This window comes from Streptomyces sp. NPDC001093 (genome assembly GCF_040298985.1).
GTDB lineage: Bacteria > Actinomycetota > Actinomycetes > Streptomycetales > Streptomycetaceae > Streptomyces.
Genome location: NZ_JBEPBF010000052.1, coordinates 44,645 through 61,901, shown reverse-complemented (window position 1 = coordinate 61,901; position 17,257 = coordinate 44,645). Strand labels below are relative to the sequence as shown.

At 71.5% G+C, this 17,257-nt stretch carries 16 protein-coding genes; 11 read left to right on the top strand and 5 right to left on the bottom strand.

Annotation, left to right across the window (positions count from 1 at the left end; all coding sequences use genetic code 11):
• Positions 1–2,246, bottom strand: a 2,246-nt coding sequence (locus ABT288_RS25035) for a Tex family protein (protein WP_351611731.1), incomplete at its 3' end; no start/stop codon positions are given.
• 230 nt (positions 2,247–2,476) lie between these two features.
• Between ABT288_RS25035 and ABT288_RS25030 the strand changes: the two genes are divergently transcribed.
• Positions 2,477–3,472, top strand: coding sequence for a GlxA family transcriptional regulator (locus ABT288_RS25030; protein ID WP_351611728.1), 996 nt, complete (start codon positions 2,477–2,479; stop codon positions 3,470–3,472).
• A 74-nt stretch (positions 3,473–3,546) separates the two neighbouring features.
• The gene (locus tag ABT288_RS25025) at positions 3,547–4,182 is read left to right on the top strand and encodes a DJ-1/PfpI family protein (RefSeq protein ID WP_351611726.1); all 636 of its coding nucleotides are present in this window, start codon (positions 3,547–3,549) and stop codon (positions 4,180–4,182) included.
• Here the strand turns inward: ABT288_RS25025 and ABT288_RS25020 are convergent.
• Positions 4,169–4,924 (bottom strand): enoyl-CoA hydratase/isomerase family protein, encoded by a 756-nt coding sequence (locus ABT288_RS25020; protein ID WP_351611723.1) that lies wholly within the window; start codon positions 4,922–4,924, stop codon positions 4,169–4,171. The genes ABT288_RS25025 and ABT288_RS25020 overlap by 14 nt on opposite strands.
• A gap of 129 nt (positions 4,925–5,053) precedes the next feature.
• Here ABT288_RS25020 and ABT288_RS25015 point away from each other — a divergent pair, with 129 nt between their 5' ends.
• The gene (locus ABT288_RS25015; RefSeq protein ID WP_351611720.1) at positions 5,054–5,653 is read left to right on the top strand and encodes an HdeD family acid-resistance protein; all 600 of its coding nucleotides are present in this window, start codon (positions 5,054–5,056) and stop codon (positions 5,651–5,653) included.
• Between the two features lie 176 nt (positions 5,654–5,829).
• Positions 5,830–6,324, top strand: coding sequence for an ATP-binding protein (locus tag ABT288_RS25010; RefSeq protein ID WP_351611747.1), 495 nt, complete (start codon positions 5,830–5,832; stop codon positions 6,322–6,324).
• 387 nt (positions 6,325–6,711) lie between these two features.
• On the opposite strand, the gene idi is transcribed toward ABT288_RS25010, so the two are convergent.
• The 3 genes from idi to galE form a co-directional block, all read right to left on the bottom strand.
• Positions 6,712–7,305: an isopentenyl-diphosphate Delta-isomerase gene (gene idi, locus ABT288_RS25005; protein ID WP_351611717.1), complete on the bottom strand. Its 594-nt coding sequence runs from the start codon at positions 7,303–7,305 to the stop codon at positions 6,712–6,714.
• A gap of 179 nt (positions 7,306–7,484) precedes the next feature.
• Positions 7,485–8,426: a cation diffusion facilitator family transporter gene (locus tag ABT288_RS25000; protein ID WP_351611714.1), complete on the bottom strand. Its 942-nt coding sequence runs from the start codon at positions 8,424–8,426 to the stop codon at positions 7,485–7,487.
• Between the two features lie 251 nt (positions 8,427–8,677).
• A complete protein-coding gene (gene galE, locus ABT288_RS24995) occupies positions 8,678–9,649 on the bottom strand; it encodes a UDP-glucose 4-epimerase GalE (RefSeq protein ID WP_351611711.1) in 972 nt (323 codons plus the stop codon).
• A gap of 355 nt (positions 9,650–10,004) precedes the next feature.
• Here galE and ABT288_RS24990 point away from each other — a divergent pair, with 355 nt between their 5' ends.
• From ABT288_RS24990 to ABT288_RS24960, 7 genes are all read left to right on the top strand, one after another.
• Positions 10,005–11,810: a DUF5941 domain-containing protein gene (locus ABT288_RS24990; protein WP_351611709.1), complete on the top strand. Its 1,806-nt coding sequence runs from the start codon at positions 10,005–10,007 to the stop codon at positions 11,808–11,810.
• A complete protein-coding gene (locus ABT288_RS24985) occupies positions 11,807–12,559 on the top strand; it encodes a phosphocholine cytidylyltransferase family protein (RefSeq protein ID WP_351611706.1) in 753 nt (250 codons plus the stop codon). Before ABT288_RS24990 ends, ABT288_RS24985 begins: the two co-directional genes overlap by 4 nt.
• Positions 12,547–13,608 carry an iron-containing alcohol dehydrogenase family protein gene (locus ABT288_RS24980; RefSeq protein WP_351611703.1) on the top strand — a complete coding sequence of 354 codons (1,062 nt, stop codon included), beginning with the start codon at positions 12,547–12,549 and terminating at the stop codon, positions 13,606–13,608. The genes ABT288_RS24985 and ABT288_RS24980 overlap by 13 nt, the downstream gene beginning before the upstream one ends.
• Positions 13,586–14,365: a CDP-alcohol phosphatidyltransferase family protein gene (locus ABT288_RS24975; protein ID WP_351611701.1), complete on the top strand. Its 780-nt coding sequence runs from the start codon at positions 13,586–13,588 to the stop codon at positions 14,363–14,365. Before ABT288_RS24980 ends, ABT288_RS24975 begins: the two co-directional genes overlap by 23 nt.
• An 8-nt stretch (positions 14,366–14,373) precedes the next feature.
• Positions 14,374–15,246: a glycosyltransferase family 2 protein gene (locus ABT288_RS24970; protein WP_351611744.1), complete on the top strand. Its 873-nt coding sequence runs from the start codon at positions 14,374–14,376 to the stop codon at positions 15,244–15,246.
• A 93-nt stretch (positions 15,247–15,339) separates the two neighbouring features.
• The gene (locus tag ABT288_RS24965) at positions 15,340–16,269 is read left to right on the top strand and encodes an ABC transporter permease (protein ID WP_351611698.1); all 930 of its coding nucleotides are present in this window, start codon (positions 15,340–15,342) and stop codon (positions 16,267–16,269) included.
• Positions 16,262–17,077 carry an ABC transporter ATP-binding protein gene (locus tag ABT288_RS24960; protein ID WP_351611695.1) on the top strand — a complete coding sequence of 272 codons (816 nt, stop codon included), beginning with the start codon at positions 16,262–16,264 and terminating at the stop codon, positions 17,075–17,077. The genes ABT288_RS24965 and ABT288_RS24960 overlap by 8 nt, the downstream gene beginning before the upstream one ends.
• Positions 17,078–17,257 lie beyond the last annotated feature (180 nt).

Below are 17,257 nucleotides of genomic sequence, written 5' to 3'. Positions count from 1 at the left end.
GGCGGCCGGGCGCCGCCGCCACGCTGCTGCCGGCCGCCGCCCTGTCCCTGCGGCACGGCCTCGTCGTCCAGGCGCAGGGTCAGCGCGATCCGCTTGCGCGGGATGTCCACGTCGAGGACCTTCACCTTGACGATGTCACCGGGCTTGGCGACATCCCGCGGGTCCTTGACGAACGTCTTGGACATGGCCGAGACGTGCACCAGGCCGTCCTGGTGGACACCGACGTCCACGAACGCGCCGAACGCGGCCACGTTCGTCACCACGCCCTCCAGGACCATCCCGGCGGACAGGTCGGAGATCTTCTCCACGCCCTCCTTGAAAGTGGCCGTCTTGAAGGCGGGACGCGGGTCGCGGCCCGGCTTCTCCAGCTCCTTCAGGATGTCCGTCACGGTCGGCAGACCGAACGTGTCGTCCACGAAGTCGGCGGGCCGCAGCGAGCGCAGCACACCGGTGTTGCCGACGAGGGAGGCGACCTCCTGGCCCGTGGTCTTCACCATGCGGCGGACCACCGGGTAGGCCTCGGGGTGCACGCTGGACGCGTCCAGCGGGTCGTCGCCCCCGCGGATGCGCAGGAAGCCCGCGCACTGCTCGTACGCCTTCGGGCCGAGCCGCGCCACCTTCTTCAGCTCGGAGCGGGACGTGAACGGGCCGTTGGCGTCCCGGTGCGCCACGATGTTCTCGGCGAGACCGGAGGAGATGCCCGACACCCGCGAGAGCAGCGGCACGGACGCGGTGTTGACGTCCACGCCGACGCCGTTCACACAGTCCTCCACCACGGCGTCCAGCGAGCGGGAGAGCTTCACCTCGGACAGGTCGTGCTGGTACTGGCCGACGCCGATCGACTTCGGGTCGATCTTCACCAGCTCGGCCAGCGGGTCCTGCAGCCGCCGGGCGATGGAGACCGCGCCGCGCAGCGACACGTCCATGTCCGGCAGTTCCTGCGAGGCGTACTGCGAGGCCGAGTACACCGACGCGCCCGCCTCGGACACCATCACCTTGGTGAGCTTCAACTCCGGGTGCTTGGTGATCAGTTCACCGGCGAGCTTGTCGGTCTCGCGGGAGGCCGTGCCGTTGCCGATCGCGATCAGCTCGACCGCGTGCTCCTTCGCGAGCCGGGCCAGCCTGGCGAGGGCCTCGTCCCACTTGTTGGCCGGGACGTGTGGATAGATCACGTCCGTGGCGACGACCTTGCCGGTCGCGTCGACCACGGCGACCTTCACGCCCGTACGGAAACCGGGGTCCAGGCCCAGCGTCGCGCGCGTGCCGGCCGGGGCGGCCAGCAGCAGGTCGCGCAGGTTCGCCGCGAAGACGTTCACCGCCTCGTCCTCCGCGGCCGTGCGCAGCCGCAGCCGCAGGTCGATGCCGAGGTGGACGAGGATGCGGGTGCGCCAGGCCCAGCGGACCGTGTCCGTCAGCCACTTGTCGGCGGGTCGGCCACGGTCGGCGATCGCGAACCGGTGCGCGACGATGCCCTCGTACGACGATGGACCCTCCGTCGGCTCCTCCGGCTCCAGGACGAGGTCGAGGACCTCCTCCTTCTCGCCGCGCAGCATCGCGAGGATGCGGTGCGAGGGCAGCTCGGTGAACGGCTCGGCGAAGTCGAAGTAGTCGGCGAACTTGGCGCCCGCCTCCTCCTTGCCCTCCCGCACCTTCGCGGCCAGCCGCCCGCGCACCCACATGCGCTCGCGCAGCTCACCGATCAGGTCGGCGTCCTCCGAGAACCGCTCGGTGAGGATCGCCCGCGCCCCGTCCAGCGCGGCCTGCGGGTCGGCGACGCCCTTGTCGGCGTCCACGAACGCGGCGGCGGCCGCCAGCGGCTCCACCGCCGGGTCGCTCAGCAGGCCCTCCGCCAGCGGCTCCAGACCGGCCTCGCGCGCGATCTGCGCCTTGGTGCGCCGCTTGGGCTTGTACGGGAGGTAGATGTCCTCCAGCCGCGCCTTGGTCTCGGCGCCGCGGATGCGGGCCTCCAGCTCCTCGGTGAGCTTGCCCTGCTCGCGCACCGACTCCAGGATCGCGGTCCGCCGCTCCTCCAGCTCCCGCAGATAGCGCAGCCGCTCCTCGATCGTGCGCAGCTGCGCATCGTCGAGCATCTCGGTCGCTTCCTTGCGGTAGCGGGCGATGAAGGGCACCGTCGAACCGCCGTCGAGCAGTTCCACCGCGGCCTTCACCTGCCGCTCCCGTACGCCGAGTTCCTCGGCGATCCTGCCTTCGATGGATCCTGCTTCGATGGACCCGGGTGTCGTCACGATCCCGTACCGCCTTCTCCACTGAGGTTGCGCGGCAATTGTGGCAGGTGACACCGACAACCGGGGATCAGGGCGGCCCCTCGGCGGGCCGCCGGGCCGTTTCTCCGGCCCGGCTTTTGCCTGCGGCGGACTCCGGGCATCGCACCGGCGGGCCCTCATGTGCGAGCATGGCAGAAAAGGTGGGAAACGCGTCATTGCGGCCATCGGCCCGGCAGCGAAGAATCGGAGACATGCCGCAGCGCACGCTCCTCTTCGTCCTCTTCGACGGCGTCCAGAGCCTCGACGTCACCGGGCCGCTCGAGGTGTTCGCGGGCGCCGAGAAGCACACGCATGGCACGTATCGGATCCGTACGGCCTCCCTGGACGGCGGCCCGGTGCGCACGTCCAGCGGCCTGACCCTCGTGCCGGACGAGGCGCTCACCGCCGCCGCCGACCCGCACACCCTGCTGGTGCCGGGCGGCGAGGGCACGCGCCACCCCGACCCCCGGCTGGTCGACTGGCTGCGCGCCCGCGGACCGCGCGTCCCGCGTCTGGTCTCGGTGTGCACGGGCGCCATCCTGGTCGCCGCCGCCGGTCTCCTGGACGGGCGACGGGCGACGACCCACTGGGCCTACTGCGACAAGCTCGCCCGCGACCACCCGGCGGTCGCCGTGGACCCGGAGCCCATCTTCGTCCGGGACGGGCGCGTCGCCACCTCGGCCGGAGTGACCTCAGGCATCGACCTGGCCCTCGCCCTGGTCGAGGAGGACCTGGACCGGGACGTCGCGCTCGCCGTCGCCCGGCACCTGGTCGTCTTCCTGCGCCGGCCCGGCAACCAGGCGCAGTTCAGCGCCCAGCTCGCCGCGCAGACCGCGCAGCGCGCTCCGCTGCGCGAGGTCCAGCGCTGGATCACCGAGCACCCGGCGGGTGACCTGACCGTCGAGGCGCTCGCCGCCCGGGCCCGGCTGTCACCGCGCCACTTCGCGCGCGCCTTCCGGGAGGAGACCGGCATGACCCCCGGCCGCTACGTCGACAGGGTCCGCCTGGAACACGCCCGTCGCCTGCTGGAGGACACCCCCGACAACATCGAGGAGGTCGCCCGTGCCAGCGGCTACGGCACCCCCGAGGCCATGCGCCGCGCCTTCGTCAAGACCCTCGGCACGGCCCCGGCCGAGTACCGTCGCCGCTTCCGCCCGGCCATCGCCGACGGACGCCCGCATCGGCCCCTGCCCGCCCAGGTGGGCTGAGCGGGCGCGAACGGCCGTGCTGAAACCGCTGAACCCCGTCACGCAACGCCGCTGCGACCACCGAAGGGACCACCATGCAGATCGCCATCGTCGTCTACGACCGGTTCACCGCCCTCGACGCCGTCGGCCCGTACGAGATCCTCTCCCGCCTCCCCGGGGCCGAGACCGTGTTCGTCGCCGAGCGCACCGGCCCCGTCCGCACCGACACCCGTGCGCTCGGGGTCGTCGCCGACCGCTCGCTGGCCGAGGTCACGCGGCCGGACCTCGTGGTCGTCCCGGGCGGCCCGGGGCAGAGCGACCTGATGGAGCACCGGCCCCTGCTGGACTGGCTGCGCAATGCCGACGCGACCAGCACCTGGACCACCTCGGTGTGCACGGGCTCGCTGCTGCTGGCCGCCGCAGGCCTCCTGGACGGCCGGCGCGCGACCTCGCACTGGCTGGCGCTCGACCAGCTGAAGCGGTTCGGCGCCGAACCGGCCGAGGAGCGGGTGGTGGCAGACGGAAAGTACGTCACCGCGGCCGGTGTCTCCGCCGGCATCGACATGGCCCTCACCCTGGCCGGCCGTATCGCCGGCGACGAACACGCCCAGGCCCTCCAGCTCGCCACGGAGTACGACCCGCAGCCGCCCTACGCCGCCGGCTCCCCGCGCAAGGCCCCTGCCCGTCTGGTCGAGCAGTTGCGGGCGCGGAGCCGTTTCATCCTGACGTAGACACGCTCCAGCCGAAGCGCGGCTGCCGGCGCTCCAGGAACGCGGCGACCCCTTCCGCGGTGTCGAGGTTGCCGCGGGCCGCCCGCGCCCAGTGGGCGTCCCGGTCGGCACGGCCGCCCGCGAACTCCTTCGCGGCGGCCTGGGTGAGCTGCGAACGGGAGACCAGTACCCGGGCCAACTCCGCGACCCGCTTGTCCAGTTCACCCTCCGGCAGCACCTCGTCCACCAGCCCGGTGGTCAGCGCCCGGCCGGTGTCGATCAACTCGGCCGTGAACAACAGGTACTTGGCGGTGGCCGGCCCCACCAGCGAGACCAGGCGGCGGGTCGAGGAGGCCGGATACACGATGCCGAGCCGCGCCGGAGTCACCCCGAACAGCGTGCCCTCCTCCGCCAGGCGGAGATCGCAGGCCGCGGCGAGCTGTGCCCCGCCGCCCACACAGTGCCCGCGCACGGCGGCCACGGTCGGCTTGGGGAACGCGGCGAGCGCCTCCTCGGCCGCCACGGCGAGTCCCTGTGCCTCCTCCGGGGAGCCCTGCAGCGTGCTGATGTCCGCGCCCGCGCAGAAGGTGCCGCCCTCACCCGTGAGCACCAGCGCCCGTACGCCGGGGTCGCGCGCCAGCTCGTCCAGCAGCGGCGGGAGGGCCCGCCACATCTCGGCGGTCATGGCGTTGCGCTTGGCCGGATTCTGGATGACGACGGTGGCGACAGCGCCTTCGATGCGGTGCGACAGCTGGGGCTCCATGCGCGGATCGTATCGGGGGGTCCGACGCGTGCGGAGGGTGCGGGTCGGCCCACGCGCGTGATAGGAAACCTCACCAATGGGGACAAAAAGGGAGGGGGGTGGTGCACGGCGTGGACCGAGGAGGCGGCGATGGCCAGGGCCGGCACACGCAGAGACAGCGCGACGAAACTCCACCGCGGCTTCAGCTGGCTCACCGCACTGGGTGTGCTCCTCGTGCTCGCCGGCATCGTCGGACTCGTCTACACCGCGGCCGCCACGCTCACCTCGATGCTGCTGTTCGGCTGGCTGCTGCTGATCGGCGGGATCGTCGGTCTGCTGCACGCGATCCAGGCCCGCGGCACCAGCTTCTTCTGGCTCGGTGTCATCGTCGCCGCCCTGAACATCGCGGCCGGCGTCGTCGTCATCCGCCTGCCGCACGCCGCGGCCGCCGCGCTCACCATGTTCGCCGCGCTGCTGTTTCTCTCCGCGGGGATCTTCCGGCTGGTCGGCGGCCTGGTCGTGCGCGGACCGCAGCTGGGCTGGACCCTGCTCCTCGGCGCCTTCGACCTGCTGCTCGGGATCCTGGTCCTCGGCTCCTGGCCGAGCAGCAGCCAGTACGTCATCGGCGCCTTCATCTCGCTCGCCCTGCTCTTCGACGGCCTCGGCCTCGTGGCCACCGGCTACGGTGGGCGCCGTGTCGTCGGTCTCGTCTCCGAACAGGGGCAGCCCAAACCCGTACGACCCGACTAGTTCGCGAACCGGCGTCCGGGACGACAGGAACAGTCCACACACGTGACCGTGTCATACGCACTCGGTCAGAAACCGTTCGATACTCGCTGACTTGTGTTCAGTCCTGTGGGCCGGAGCGGGTCGTTACCAACACTCGACGTGTGGTGACAATCGAGCGCGAGGGTGGCGACCGGACGATGGACAACCACGGGCGCGGCGACGGACCGTGCCCAGCGTGGGGCGCCGAGCGGCCGCCCGACCCACTGCCGTACGAAGGCGTCTGGCGGTTCACCGCCGCCGCGGTGGACGCCTCGGTCCCGCAGGCCCGGCACGCCGTACGGGACCTGCTGCTGCGCCAGGGCGTGCCGGTCTCCGACGAGCTGGTGTACGGCCTGCTGCTGATCGTCTCCGAGCTGGTCACCAACGCGGTACGGCACGCGGCGCTGCTGTCGCCCATGCTGGCCGTGGAGGTCGCCGTCGGGGCCGAGTGGGTGCGGGTGTCCGTGGAGGACAACCACCCCTACCGCCCGACCGCCCTGGAGGCCGACCACGGTCAGACCGGTGGGCGGGGCCTGCTGCTGGTCCGGGAGGTGGCGCGGGAGGCGGGCGGGACGGTCGACGTCGAGCACACCGCGAGCGGCGGCAAGGTCATCTGGGCCGCCCTCCCGCTCAAGCCCACGACGCTGCCCTAGCACGCCCGCGAGACGGCCGCGAGTGCCGCGGCCCCGAGGCCGACGAGGCTGCCGAACCCCATTCCCGTGACACTGCGTGGCCCCGAGCCCGGTGAGAGTGCCGTTGCCCCACGGGGTCGCGAGACTGCCGCGGCACTGCCGGGCCGCGAACCTGCGTCCCGCTGCAGATCCGCGAGACTGCCGTGGCCCCGTCGGCCGGCGGGACTACTGAACGGCAGGCCCGCCGACCAGATGTCGTGGCGCCGCTGACCCACTGACACCGTCGTGCCGCCGCTGACCCGCCGAAACCGTCGTAGCGCCGCAGACCCACCGACGAGATGGAGTAGTGCCGCAGGCCCGCCGACACCGCCTGGCGCCGCAGGCCCGCGGTGCTGCCGGGGGCGCCGGTCACCAGCCTGTGGACGGGCCCGTCAGCTCCCTGATCGCGGGGCGGGCGGCGTCCAGGACGGTCATGAACCAGGCCGAGAAGGGGTCGCGGGCGTGCCGCTCGGCCAGCTCGGCGGCCGTCACGAAGACCGTCTGGGCGACCTCCTCCGGATGCGGCGCGAGCGGTGCCTGAACCAGGCCGACGAACAGGTGGTTGTACTCCTGCTCGACCAGGCCCGAGGACGGGTCCGGGTGGTTGTAGCGGACCGTACCCGCCTCCGCCAGCAGCGACGGGGACACGCCGAGCTCCTCGTACGTGCGCCGGGCCGCGGCCGCGAACGGCGCCTCGCCCGGGTAGGGGTGGCCGCAGCAGGTGTTGGACCACACACCGGGGGAGTGGTACTTGCCGAGCGCCCGCTGCTGGAGCAGCAGCCGACCCTGTTCGTCGAAGAGGAACACCGAGAACGCGCGATGGAGCTGTCCCGGGGGCTGGTGGGCGGCGAGCTTCTCCGCCGTGCCGATCGTCACACCCTTCTCGTCGACCAGTTCCAGCAAAATCGCCTCTGCGGTGCCATTCGACGAGCTGTGCGTCGCGGTGGCAGGTGTGATCGGCATACCCATCCTTCGCCTCGGTCTTCGCACCCCAAGTCTGCCGTACGAATCCGGCACTCCCGGCACTTCCCCACACGTCCGCGCGCGGCGCGGCACCGGAAGGTGGACCCGGTAGATCATCGTGCCCGGTCAGGAGATCACGGAACCGTCCGGGCCGGGTGTCGAACGGTTGTGCGACCCCGTCAGTGGCACAGCCGTGCCTCGTGCTCCGCGTGCCCGCCCGGCTCCAGCTGGAAGGTGCAGTGCGCCACGTCGAAGTGGTCGCCGAGGCAGCCCTGCAGCTCGTGCAGCAGCTTCTCGTGGCCGATGGCGCTGAGCACGTCCGAGCTGACCACCACATGCGCCGACAGCACCGGCATGCCCGAGGTGATCGTCCACGCGTGCAGGTCGTGTACGTCCTCCACGCCGTCCAGCGCCAGGATGTGCGCCCGCACCTCGGCCATGTCGACGCCCTTCGGAGCCGCCTCCAGCAGCACGTCCAGCGTCTCGCGCAGCAGCTTCAGGGTCCTCGGCACGATCATCACGGCGATGACCAGCGAGGCGACCGGGTCGGCGCCCTGCCAGCCGGTGGTCAGGATCACCGCCGCCGAGACCAGTACCGCGAACGAGCCCAGCGCGTCGGCGGCGACCTCCAGGAAGGCGCCGCGCACGTTCAGGCTCTCCTTCTGCCCGCGCATCAGCAGGGTCAGTGAGACCGAGTTCGCCACCAGGCCGATCAGACCGAACACGATCATCAGGCCGCCGCGGGTCTCCGCGGGCGTCATGAACCGCTCGATGGCCTCGTACAGGACGTAGCCGCCGACCCCGAGCAGCAGCACACAGTTGGCCAGGGCGGCGAGGATCTCGGCGCGGGCGTAACCGAAGGTGCGGTTGGTGCTCGGCGGGCGGTTGGCGAAGTGGATCGCGAGCAGCGCCATGACGAGGCCCACCGCGTCGGTCGCCATGTGCGCCGCGTCCGCGATCAGCGCCAGGGAGTCCGCGGTCAGGCCGCCGACGACCTCCACCACCATGATCGTGAGCGTGATGCCCAACGCGATCCGCAGCCGCCCCCGGTACGCTGCCGCGGCCGTACCCGTGGGTGGCGCGTGGCTGTGCGCGTGCCCGTGGTCGTGCCCTGCCCCCATGACATCCGCCCTTCCGTATCCGTTCGGCAGGCCCCAGTGAACTACGGGTGGGGGGTATAGGGCAACGCGGCATTGAACACCGTTGTCATGTGCCCTGACCTGCGGAAACGTTACGCAGGTCAGGGTGGGTGCGGCGCGGCCCCCGGCGCGGCCCCCGGCGCGGCCCGCAGGCTCGGCCCCCTGGATCAGGTGTATCGGCCAGGCGGCCCAGGTGTATCGGCCAGGCGGCTCAGGCGTACCGGCCCGGCGGCTCAGTGCCCGTGGTGCAGCTGCCAGCCCTGCCAGGCCGACTCCACCATCTCGCGCACCCCGCGCCCGGCCCGCCAGCCCAGCTCCTCGGCGGCCCGCTCGGCCGAGGCGACCGCGCGCGGCGCGTCCCCCGGCCGGCGCGGTTCCACCAGCGGCTCCCGGCGGTCGCCGCTGACCTCCCCGATGACCGTGATCAGCTCGCGCACCGAGACGCCCTCGCCCCGCCCGATGTTCAGCGTCAGGTCGCCGGACAGGGAGCCGTCGGCGAGCCGGTGCGCCGCGGCGAGGTGGGCCTCGGCGAGGTCGGACACATGGATGTAGTCGCGGATGCAGGTGCCGTCCGGCGTCGGATAGTCGTCACCGAAGATCCGCGGGGCCTCGTCGCGGGTGAGCCGGTCGAAGACCATCGGCACGATGTTGAACACGCCGGTGTCCGCGAGTTCCGGCGCCGCCGCACCCGCCACGTTGAAATAGCGCAGGCACACCGTGGAGATTCCGTGTGCCTTCCCGGCCGCCCGTACCAGCCACTCACCGGCCAGCTTGGTCTCGCCGTAGGGGTTCACCGGCGCGCACGGGGTGTCCTCGGTGATCAGGTCCACGTCCGGGTTGCCGTACACCGCCGCCGAAGAGGAGAACACCAGCCGGCGGATGCCCGCCCCGGCGACCGCGTCCAGCAGCGTGGCCAGTCCGCCGACGTTCTCCCGGTAGTAGCGGGTGGGCTGCGCCACCGACTCGGCGACCTGCTTGCGTGCCGCGAGGTGCACGACGCCGGTCACGCCGTACTCCTGGAAGACCCGCTTCAGCCGGTCCCCGTCCAGCGTCGAGCCCTCGACCAGCGGGACGTCCGAGGGCAGCCGCGCGGGCACCGCCGCCGACAGGTCGTCCAGGGCCACGACCTTCTCTCCGGCGCCGGTCATGGCCCGTGCCACATGCGCCCCGATGTATCCGGCTCCGCCGGTGATCAGCCACGTCATGGTTGTTCAGCCTATGCGGGGCAGCGCTCGGGAGGCGATGCCGTGTGCGGGGTGCGGGTCGTGTGTGGCCGGTCGCGCCCACGCGGCGGTAGCCGCATGGTTTCGGCCCCGTGCGCCTTCCGGGCGCTTCGCCCGGTTCTGGGCCGCCGGGTTTGTGGCCGGGCCCCCGATCCCCGATGATGATCGCGGCAAAGGCCGGGGCTGGCTCCGTGGGCCGGGCCGTGAACGGCCGGTGAACAGGGGCTCCCGCCCATCCGATAGCCTCTGCCGACATGCCGCCCGGGTGCCGCTGGCAGGGCGCCCCATCACGCACGAGACCGGTGCCACCGCGCCGGCGCCCAGGGAGTGAGTTCGGTTGCCGACCGCCATCGTCACCGGTCAGCCGGTCCCCGGATCGTCGCTCGAGAACGATCTGCGGTCGCTCGGCTTCGACGTCCGGATGGCAGCGGACGCCGCCGAGGCGGAGACCCTGCTCGCCGCCGCACCCGCCGAGGACCGGGTGGCCCTGGTCGACGCCCGCTTCGTCGGCCACCGGCACGCCCTGCGCCTCGGTCTGGGCGACCCGCGCTTCCCGCTCTCCGCGATCCCCGGCGCCGTCACCGCACAGCCGGAGGCCCGGCAGGCGCTGACCCGGGCCGTGGCCCGCGAGAACTCCGTCGGCGGCGGCATCGCGCTCGCCGTGGACAGCCTCGCCGAGTGCGTCGTCACCGCCCTCGACGTCGACGGCTGCGAGGTGCACCGGCCGGAGCTGGGCACTCTGGTCGCCGCGGTCCCCGCCGACCCGCAGGCCCGCAACGAGGCACGGCAGGCCGTCGCCGCCGTCGACGAGGAGGCCGTACGCCTGAAGTCGGCGGTGAAGTCCCGCGACGGCTTCGTCACCACGTTCTTCATCAGCCCCTACTCGCGCCACCTCGCCCGCTGGTGCGCCCGTCGCGGCCTGACCCCGAACCAGGTCACCACGGCCTCCCTGCTCACCGCCCTGATAGCCGCGGGCTGCGCGGCCACCGGCACCCGCGTCGGCTTCGTCGCGGCCGGCGTGCTGCTGATCGCCTCCTTCGTGCTGGACTGCACCGACGGCCAGCTCGCCCGCTACGCCCTGAAGTACTCCACGCTCGGTGCCTGGCTCGACGCCACCTTCGACCGGGCCAAGGAGTACGCCTACTACGCCGGCCTGGCGCTGGGAGCGGCCCGGGGCGGCGGCCATGACGACGTGTGGGCCCTCGCCCTCGGCGCGATGGTCCTGCAGACCTGCCGGCATGTGGTCGACTTCTCCTTCAACGAGGCCAACCACGACGCCACCGCCAACACCAGCCCCACCGCCGCCCTCTCCGGCAGGCTCGACAGCGTCGGCTGGACGGTGTGGCTACGGCGGATGATCGTGCTGCCCATCGGCGAACGCTGGGCGCTGATCGCGGTCCTCACCGCGGCCACCACCCCGCGCATCACCTTCTACGCGCTGCTCGTCGGCTGCGCCTGCGCGGCGACCTACACCACGGCCGGACGCGTACTGCGCTCGCTGACCCGCAAGGCCCGGCGCACCGACCGGGCCGCCCGGGCGCTGGCGGACCTCACCGACTCCGGTCCGCTCGGCGATGCCGTACGGCGGGTGGTGAGGCGGGGTCTGCGCGGTCTCGCCGTGCCTGCGGTCGCGTTCCTGGGCGGCGCCGCGGTCGTCGCCTGCTCCGCCCTCACCGGCCCCGGCTCGCTCCTGCCGGTGCTCGGCGCCCTGCTCTACGTCCTCGCCTCGGCCCTCGCCCTCTCCCGCCCGCTCAAGGGCGCCCTCGACTGGCTGGTCCCGCCCTTCTTCCGGGCCGCCGAGTACGGCACCGTGCTCGCCCTGGCCGGTAAAGCAGCGGTAAACGGTGCCCTTCCTGCGGCTTTCGGCCTGGTGGCCGCCGTCGCCTACCATCACTACGACACGGTGTACCGCATCCGCGGCAACGCCGGCGCGCCCCCGGCCTGGCTGGTGCGTGCCATCGGGGGGCACGAAGGGCGGACGCTGTTCGTCACCGTCCTTGCCGCGCTCCTCACCGCCTCGCAGTTCACGGTCGCGCTCACGGTCCTCGCCGTGGCCGTTGCCCTCGTGGTGCTCGTCGAGAGCATCCGTTTCTGGGTCTCCGCAGGGGCCCCAGCCGTACACGATGAAGGAGAACCCGCATGATCGGCCTCGTGCTGGCAGCCGGCGCCGGACGGCGTCTGCGCCCCTACACCGACACCCTGCCCAAGGCGTTGGTGCCGGTGGGGCCCGCGGGCGTGGAGGGCGAGCCGACCGTGCTGGACCTCACCCTCGCCAACTTCGCCGAGGTCGGCCTGACCGAGGTCGCGATCATCGTCGGCTACCGCAAGGAGGCCGTGTACGAGCGCAAGGCGGCCCTGGAGCAGAAGTACGGCCTGAAGCTCACCCTCATCGACAACGACAAGGCCGAGGAGTGGAACAACGCCTACTCCCTGTGGTGCGGCCGGGACGCCCTCAAGGACGGCGTGATCCTCGCCAACGGCGACACCGTGCACCCGGTCTCCGTCGAGAAGACCCTGCTCGCCGCCCGTGGCGAAGGCAAGAAGATCATCCTCGCGCTGGACACCGTGAAGTCCCTCGCGGACGAGGAGATGAAGGTCGTCGTCGACCCCGAGAAGGGCATGACGAAGATCACCAAGCTGATGGATCCGGCCGAGGCCACCGGCGAGTACATCGGCGTCACGCTCATCGAGGGCGACGCCGCCCCCGAGCTGGCCGACGCGCTGAAGACGGTCTGGGAGGCCGACCCGCAGCAGTTCTACGAGCACGGGTACCAGGAGCTGGTCAACCGCGGCTTCCGGATCGACGTGGCGCCGATCGGTGACGTCCAGTGGGTCGAGATCGACAACCACGACGACCTCGCCAAGGGACGGGAGATCTCGTGCCGCTACTGACCCGGCTGATTCCCTCACCGGTCGTCGTGGACATCCGCCCGGGTGCCCTGGACGACCTGGCCGGCGTCCTCGCCGACGAGCGCATCGCGCAGTCCGGCCGGCTCGCCATCGCCGTCAGCGGCGGTTCCGGCGCCAAGCTGCGCGAGCGCATCGCCCCCTCGCTGCCGGGTGCCTCCTGGTACGAGGTCGGCGGCGGCACCCTCGACGACGCGATCCGGCTGGCCGGCGAGATGAAGTCCGGCCACTACGACGCGGTGGTCGGGCTCGGCGGCGGCAAGATCATCGACTGCGCCAAGTTCGCCTCGGCCCGAGTCGGCCTGCCCCTGGTCGCCGTGCCGACGAACCTCGCGCACGACGGCCTGTGCTCGCCGGTGGCGACGCTGGACAACGACGCCGGGCGCGGCTCCTACGGTGTGCCGAACCCGATCGCGGTCGTCATCGACCTGGACGTGATCCGCGAGGCACCGGCCCGCTTCGTCCGGGCCGGCATCGGCGACGCGATCTCCAACATCAACGCGGTCGCGGACTGGGAGCTGTCGAACCGGGTCAACGGCGAGAAGATCGACGGTCTCGCCGCGGCCATGGCCCGCCAGGCGGGCGAGGCGGTGCTGCGGCACCCCGGTGGCATCGGCGACAACGACTTCCTCCAGGTGCTCGCCGAGGCGCTGGTCCTCAGCGGTATCTCGATGTCCATCTCCGGCGACTCCCGGCCGTCCTCCGGCTCCTGCCACGAGATCAACCACGCCTTCGACCTGCTGTTCCCCAAGCGGGCGGCCGCCCACGGCGAGCAGTGCGGACTGGGCGCGGCCTTCGCGATGTACCTGCGCGGGGCGCACGAGGAGGCGGTCCACACGGCCGAGGTGCTGCGCCGGCACGGGCTGCCCGTGCTGCCGGAGGAGATTGGCTTCACCGTGGACGAGTTCGTGCGCGCGGTGGAGTTCGCCCCGGAGACCCGCCCCGGCCGCTACACGATCCTCGAACACCTCGACCTCAAGACGAACCAGATCAAGGACACCTACGCCGACTATGTCAAGGCCATCGGTAGCTGAACTCCGTCCGGTCGTCCACCCCGCGGGGGTGAAGGACCGGCGCAGCGGTGAGCACTGGATGGGACGCCTCTACATGCGCGAGGTGTCCCTGCGGGTCGACCGCTACCTGGTCAACACCAGGGTCACGCCCAACCAGCTCACGTACCTGATGACCGTCTTCGGCGTGCTCGCGGCCCCGGCACTCCTGGTGCCGGGGATCCCGGGCGCCGTGCTCGGCGTGGTGTGCGTCCAGATGTACCTGCTGCTGGACTGCGTCGACGGCGAGATCGCGCGCTGGAAGAAGCAGTACTCGCTGAACGGCGTCTACCTGGACCGGGTCGGCGCCTACCTGACCGACGCCGCGGTGCTCACCGGCTTCGGCCTGCGCGCCGCCGACCTGTGGGGCGGCGGCCGTATCGACTGGCTGTGGGCCTTCCTCGGCACGCTGGCCGCCCTCGGCGCCATTCTCATCAAGGCCGAGACCGACCTGGTCGGCGTCGCCCGCCACCAGGCCGGCAAGCCGCCGGTCAAGGAGGCCGCCGCCGAGATGCGCTCCTCCGGCATGGCGCTGGCCCGCCGTGCCGCCGCCGCCCTGAAGTTCCACCGGCTGATCCTGGGCATCGAGGCGTCCCTGCTGATCCTGGTCCTGGCGATCGTCGACCAGGTGCGCGGCGACCTGTACTTCTCCCGGCTGGGTGTCGCGGTGCTGGCCGGCATCGCGCTGCTGCAGACCCTGCTGCACCTGGTGTCCATCCTCGCCTCCAGCAGGCTGAAGTGAGCGCGGCCATGCGGGTCGGCGCCGTCATCATCACCATGGGCAACCGGCCCGAGGAACTGCGGGCCCTGCTCGACTCGGTCGCCAAGCAGGACGGCGACCCCGTCGAGGTGGTCGTCGTCGGCAACGGCTCGCCGGTCCCGGACGTGCCCGAGGGCGTACGGACGATCGAGCTGCCGGAGAACCTGGGCATCCCCGGCGGCCGCAACGTCGGCATAGAGGCCTTCGGGCCCGGCGGCCGGGATGTCGACATATTGCTCTTCCTCGACGACGACGGTCTGCTCGCCCGCCACGACACCGCCCAGCTGTGCCGCGAGGCCTTCGAGGCCGACCCCGAGCTCGGCATCATCAGCTTCCGCATCGCCGACCCGGAGACCGGTCGGACCCAGCGCCGCCATGTGCCCCGGCTGCGCGCCTCCGACCCGATGCGCTCCTCCCGGGTCACCACCTTCCTCGGCGGCGCCAACGCCGTCCGCACCCGGGTCTTCGCCGAGGTCGGCGGCCTGCCGGACGAGTTCTTCTACGCCCATGAGGAGACCGACCTGGCCTGGCGGGCCCTCGATGCCGGCTGGATGATCGACTACCGGTCGGACATGGTGCTGTACCACCCGACGACCGCGCCCTCGCGGCACGCGGTCTACCACCGCATGGTCGCCCGCAACCGCGTCTGGCTGGCCCGGCGCAACCTCCCCGTTCTGCTGGTTCCCGTCTACCTCGGGGTCTGGCTGCTGCTCACCCTGCTGCGCCGCCCCTCCGGACCCGCCCTGAAGGCGTGGTTCGGCGGGTTCAAGGAGGGCTGGACCGCTCCGTGCGGTCCGCGCCGCCCGATGCGCTGGCGCACGGTGTGGCGGCTGACCCGGCTCGGCCGGCCTCCGGTGATCTGACCGACCCGGCTGGGCCGTCCCCGGGTGATCTGAGAAGCTTCTCTTACCCGAAGAGAGCAAGCTTCTTACCCGAGAGAGTCCGGATTTCCACTCGTGAGTCACACAACCCATGACGGCGGTGTCGCGGCGAGCGCGATACCGTCGCCCGACGAGGGACTGACGGCGGCGCAGCTCGCCGCCAAGTACGGGCTCGCCGTGAGCGGCGCCCGTCCCTCGCTGCCCGAGTACGTCCGCCAGTTGTGGGGGCGGCGCCACTTCGTCCTCGCCTTCTCCCAGGCGAAGCTGACGGCGCAGTACAGCCAGGCCAAGCTCGGCCAGCTGTGGCAGGTGGCGACGCCGCTGCTGAACGCGGGCGTGTACTACTTCATCTTCGGCGTGATCCTGCACGCGAGCCGTGGCCTGTCCCAGGACGTGTACATCCCGTTCCTGGTCACGGGCGTGTTCGTGTTCACCTTCACGCAGAGCTCGGTCATGTCGGGTGTCCGTGCGATCTCCGGCAACCTGGGCCTGGTACGCGCCCTGCACTTCCCGCGGGCCTCGCTGCCCATCTCCTTCTCGCTGCAGCAGCTCCAGCAGCTGCTGTTCTCGATGATCGTGATGTTCGTCGTGGCGATCGGCTTCGGCAGCTACCCGAGCCTCGCCTGGCTGCTGATCGTGCCGGTGCTGGTGCTGCAGTTCCTGTTCAACACCGGGCTCGCGCTGATCGTGGCCCGCATGGGCGCCAGGACGCCGGACCTCGCCCAGCTCATGCCGTTCATCCTGCGCACCTGGATGTACACCTCCGGCGTGATGTTCTCCATCAGCAAGATCATGGAGGGCCGCTCCGAGATCGCGGTCCGGCTGCTCCAGGTCAACCCGGCCGCGATCTACATGGACCTGATGCGCTACGCGCTGATCGACGGCTACGGCGCCTCCAACCTGCCGCCGCACGTGTGGGCCATCGCGCTGTTCTGGGCCGTGGTCGTCTTCGCCGGCGGCTTCGTGTACTTCTGGAAGGCGGAGGAGAGGTACGGCCGTGGCTGAGCAGACCGCCGCCGAGCGGCACGCCGAGGCGCACACCGGGGAGCGTCGGCCCACGGTCATCGCGGACGACCTGCACATCGTCTACCGCGTCAACGGCGCCGGGTCCGGCAAGGGCAGCGCGACGGCCGCTCTGAGCCGCATCCTGAAGCGAGGTTCCGGTGACGCGGCACGCGGGGTGCGCAAGGTGCACGCGGTGCGCGGCGTGTCCTTCGTGGCCTACCGCGGCGAGGCCATCGGCCTGATCGGCTCCAACGGCTCGGGCAAGTCCACGCTGCTGCGCGCCATCGCCGGCCTGCTGCCCGCAGAGAAGGGCAAGGTCTACACCGACGGCCAGCCCTCGCTGCTCGGCGTCAACGCGGCGCTGATGAACGACCTGACCGGTGAGCGGAACGTCATCCTGGGCGGTCTCGCCATGGGGATGTCCCGGGAGCAGATCAAGGAGCGCTACCAGGAGATCGTCGACTTCTCGGGGATCAACGAGAAGGGCGACTTCATCACCCTTCCGATGCGCACGTACTCCTCCGGTATGGCCGCCCGGCTCCGGTTCTCCATCGCCGCCGCCAAGGATCACGACGTCCTGATGATCGACGAAGCGCTGGCGACGGGTGACCGCAAATTCCAGATGCGCTCAGAGGAACGCATCCGGGAACTGCGCAAGGAGGCCGGCACGGTGTTTCTGGTCAGTCACAACAACAAGTCCATCCGCGACACCTGCAACCGCGTCCTGTGGCTGGAGCGGGGGGAGCTGCGCATGGACGGACCGACCGACGAGGTTTTGAAGGAGTACGAGAAGTTCACGGGCAAGTAGCCCGTTTCGGCCAGGGCCCCGCCGGAAGCCGTCCGGCGGGGCCCCGCGTCCGCAAAGGAACCGTCAACTCCGGTTGGCGTGGGGAATCTTGGCGCCAATCGGTGTGTTGTTGTGATGTGCGGGACACCCCGACGAACCTCGCTGCGTTGTACAACGTAAGCTGTACCGGTGCCGGAAAGC

Coding starts and splice junctions, on each gene's coding strand:
- ABT288_RS25015 (WP_351611720.1), top strand. CDS start 5,054: ATGGCCAGGGCCGGCACACGCAGAGACAGCGCGACGAAACTCCACCGC.
- ABT288_RS24975 (WP_351611701.1), top strand. CDS start 13,586: ATGTCAAGGCCATCGGTAGCTGAACTCCGTCCGGTCGTCCACCCCGCG.
- ABT288_RS24970 (WP_351611744.1), top strand. CDS start 14,374: ATGCGGGTCGGCGCCGTCATCATCACCATGGGCAACCGGCCCGAGGAA.
- galE (WP_351611711.1), bottom strand. CDS start 9,649: ATGACGTGGCTGATCACCGGCGGAGCCGGATACATCGGGGCGCATGTG.
- ABT288_RS25000 (WP_351611714.1), bottom strand. CDS start 8,426: ATGGGGGCAGGGCACGACCACGGGCACGCGCACAGCCACGCGCCACCC.
- ABT288_RS25020 (WP_351611723.1), bottom strand. CDS start 4,924: ATGGAGCCCCAGCTGTCGCACCGCATCGAAGGCGCTGTCGCCACCGTC.
- ABT288_RS24985 (WP_351611706.1), top strand. CDS start 11,807: ATGATCGGCCTCGTGCTGGCAGCCGGCGCCGGACGGCGTCTGCGCCCC.
- idi (WP_351611717.1), bottom strand. CDS start 7,305: ATGCCGATCACACCTGCCACCGCGACGCACAGCTCGTCGAATGGCACC.
- ABT288_RS25010 (WP_351611747.1), top strand. CDS start 5,830: ATGGACAACCACGGGCGCGGCGACGGACCGTGCCCAGCGTGGGGCGCC.
- ABT288_RS25025 (WP_351611726.1), top strand. CDS start 3,547: ATGCAGATCGCCATCGTCGTCTACGACCGGTTCACCGCCCTCGACGCC.
- ABT288_RS25030 (WP_351611728.1), top strand. CDS start 2,477: ATGCCGCAGCGCACGCTCCTCTTCGTCCTCTTCGACGGCGTCCAGAGC.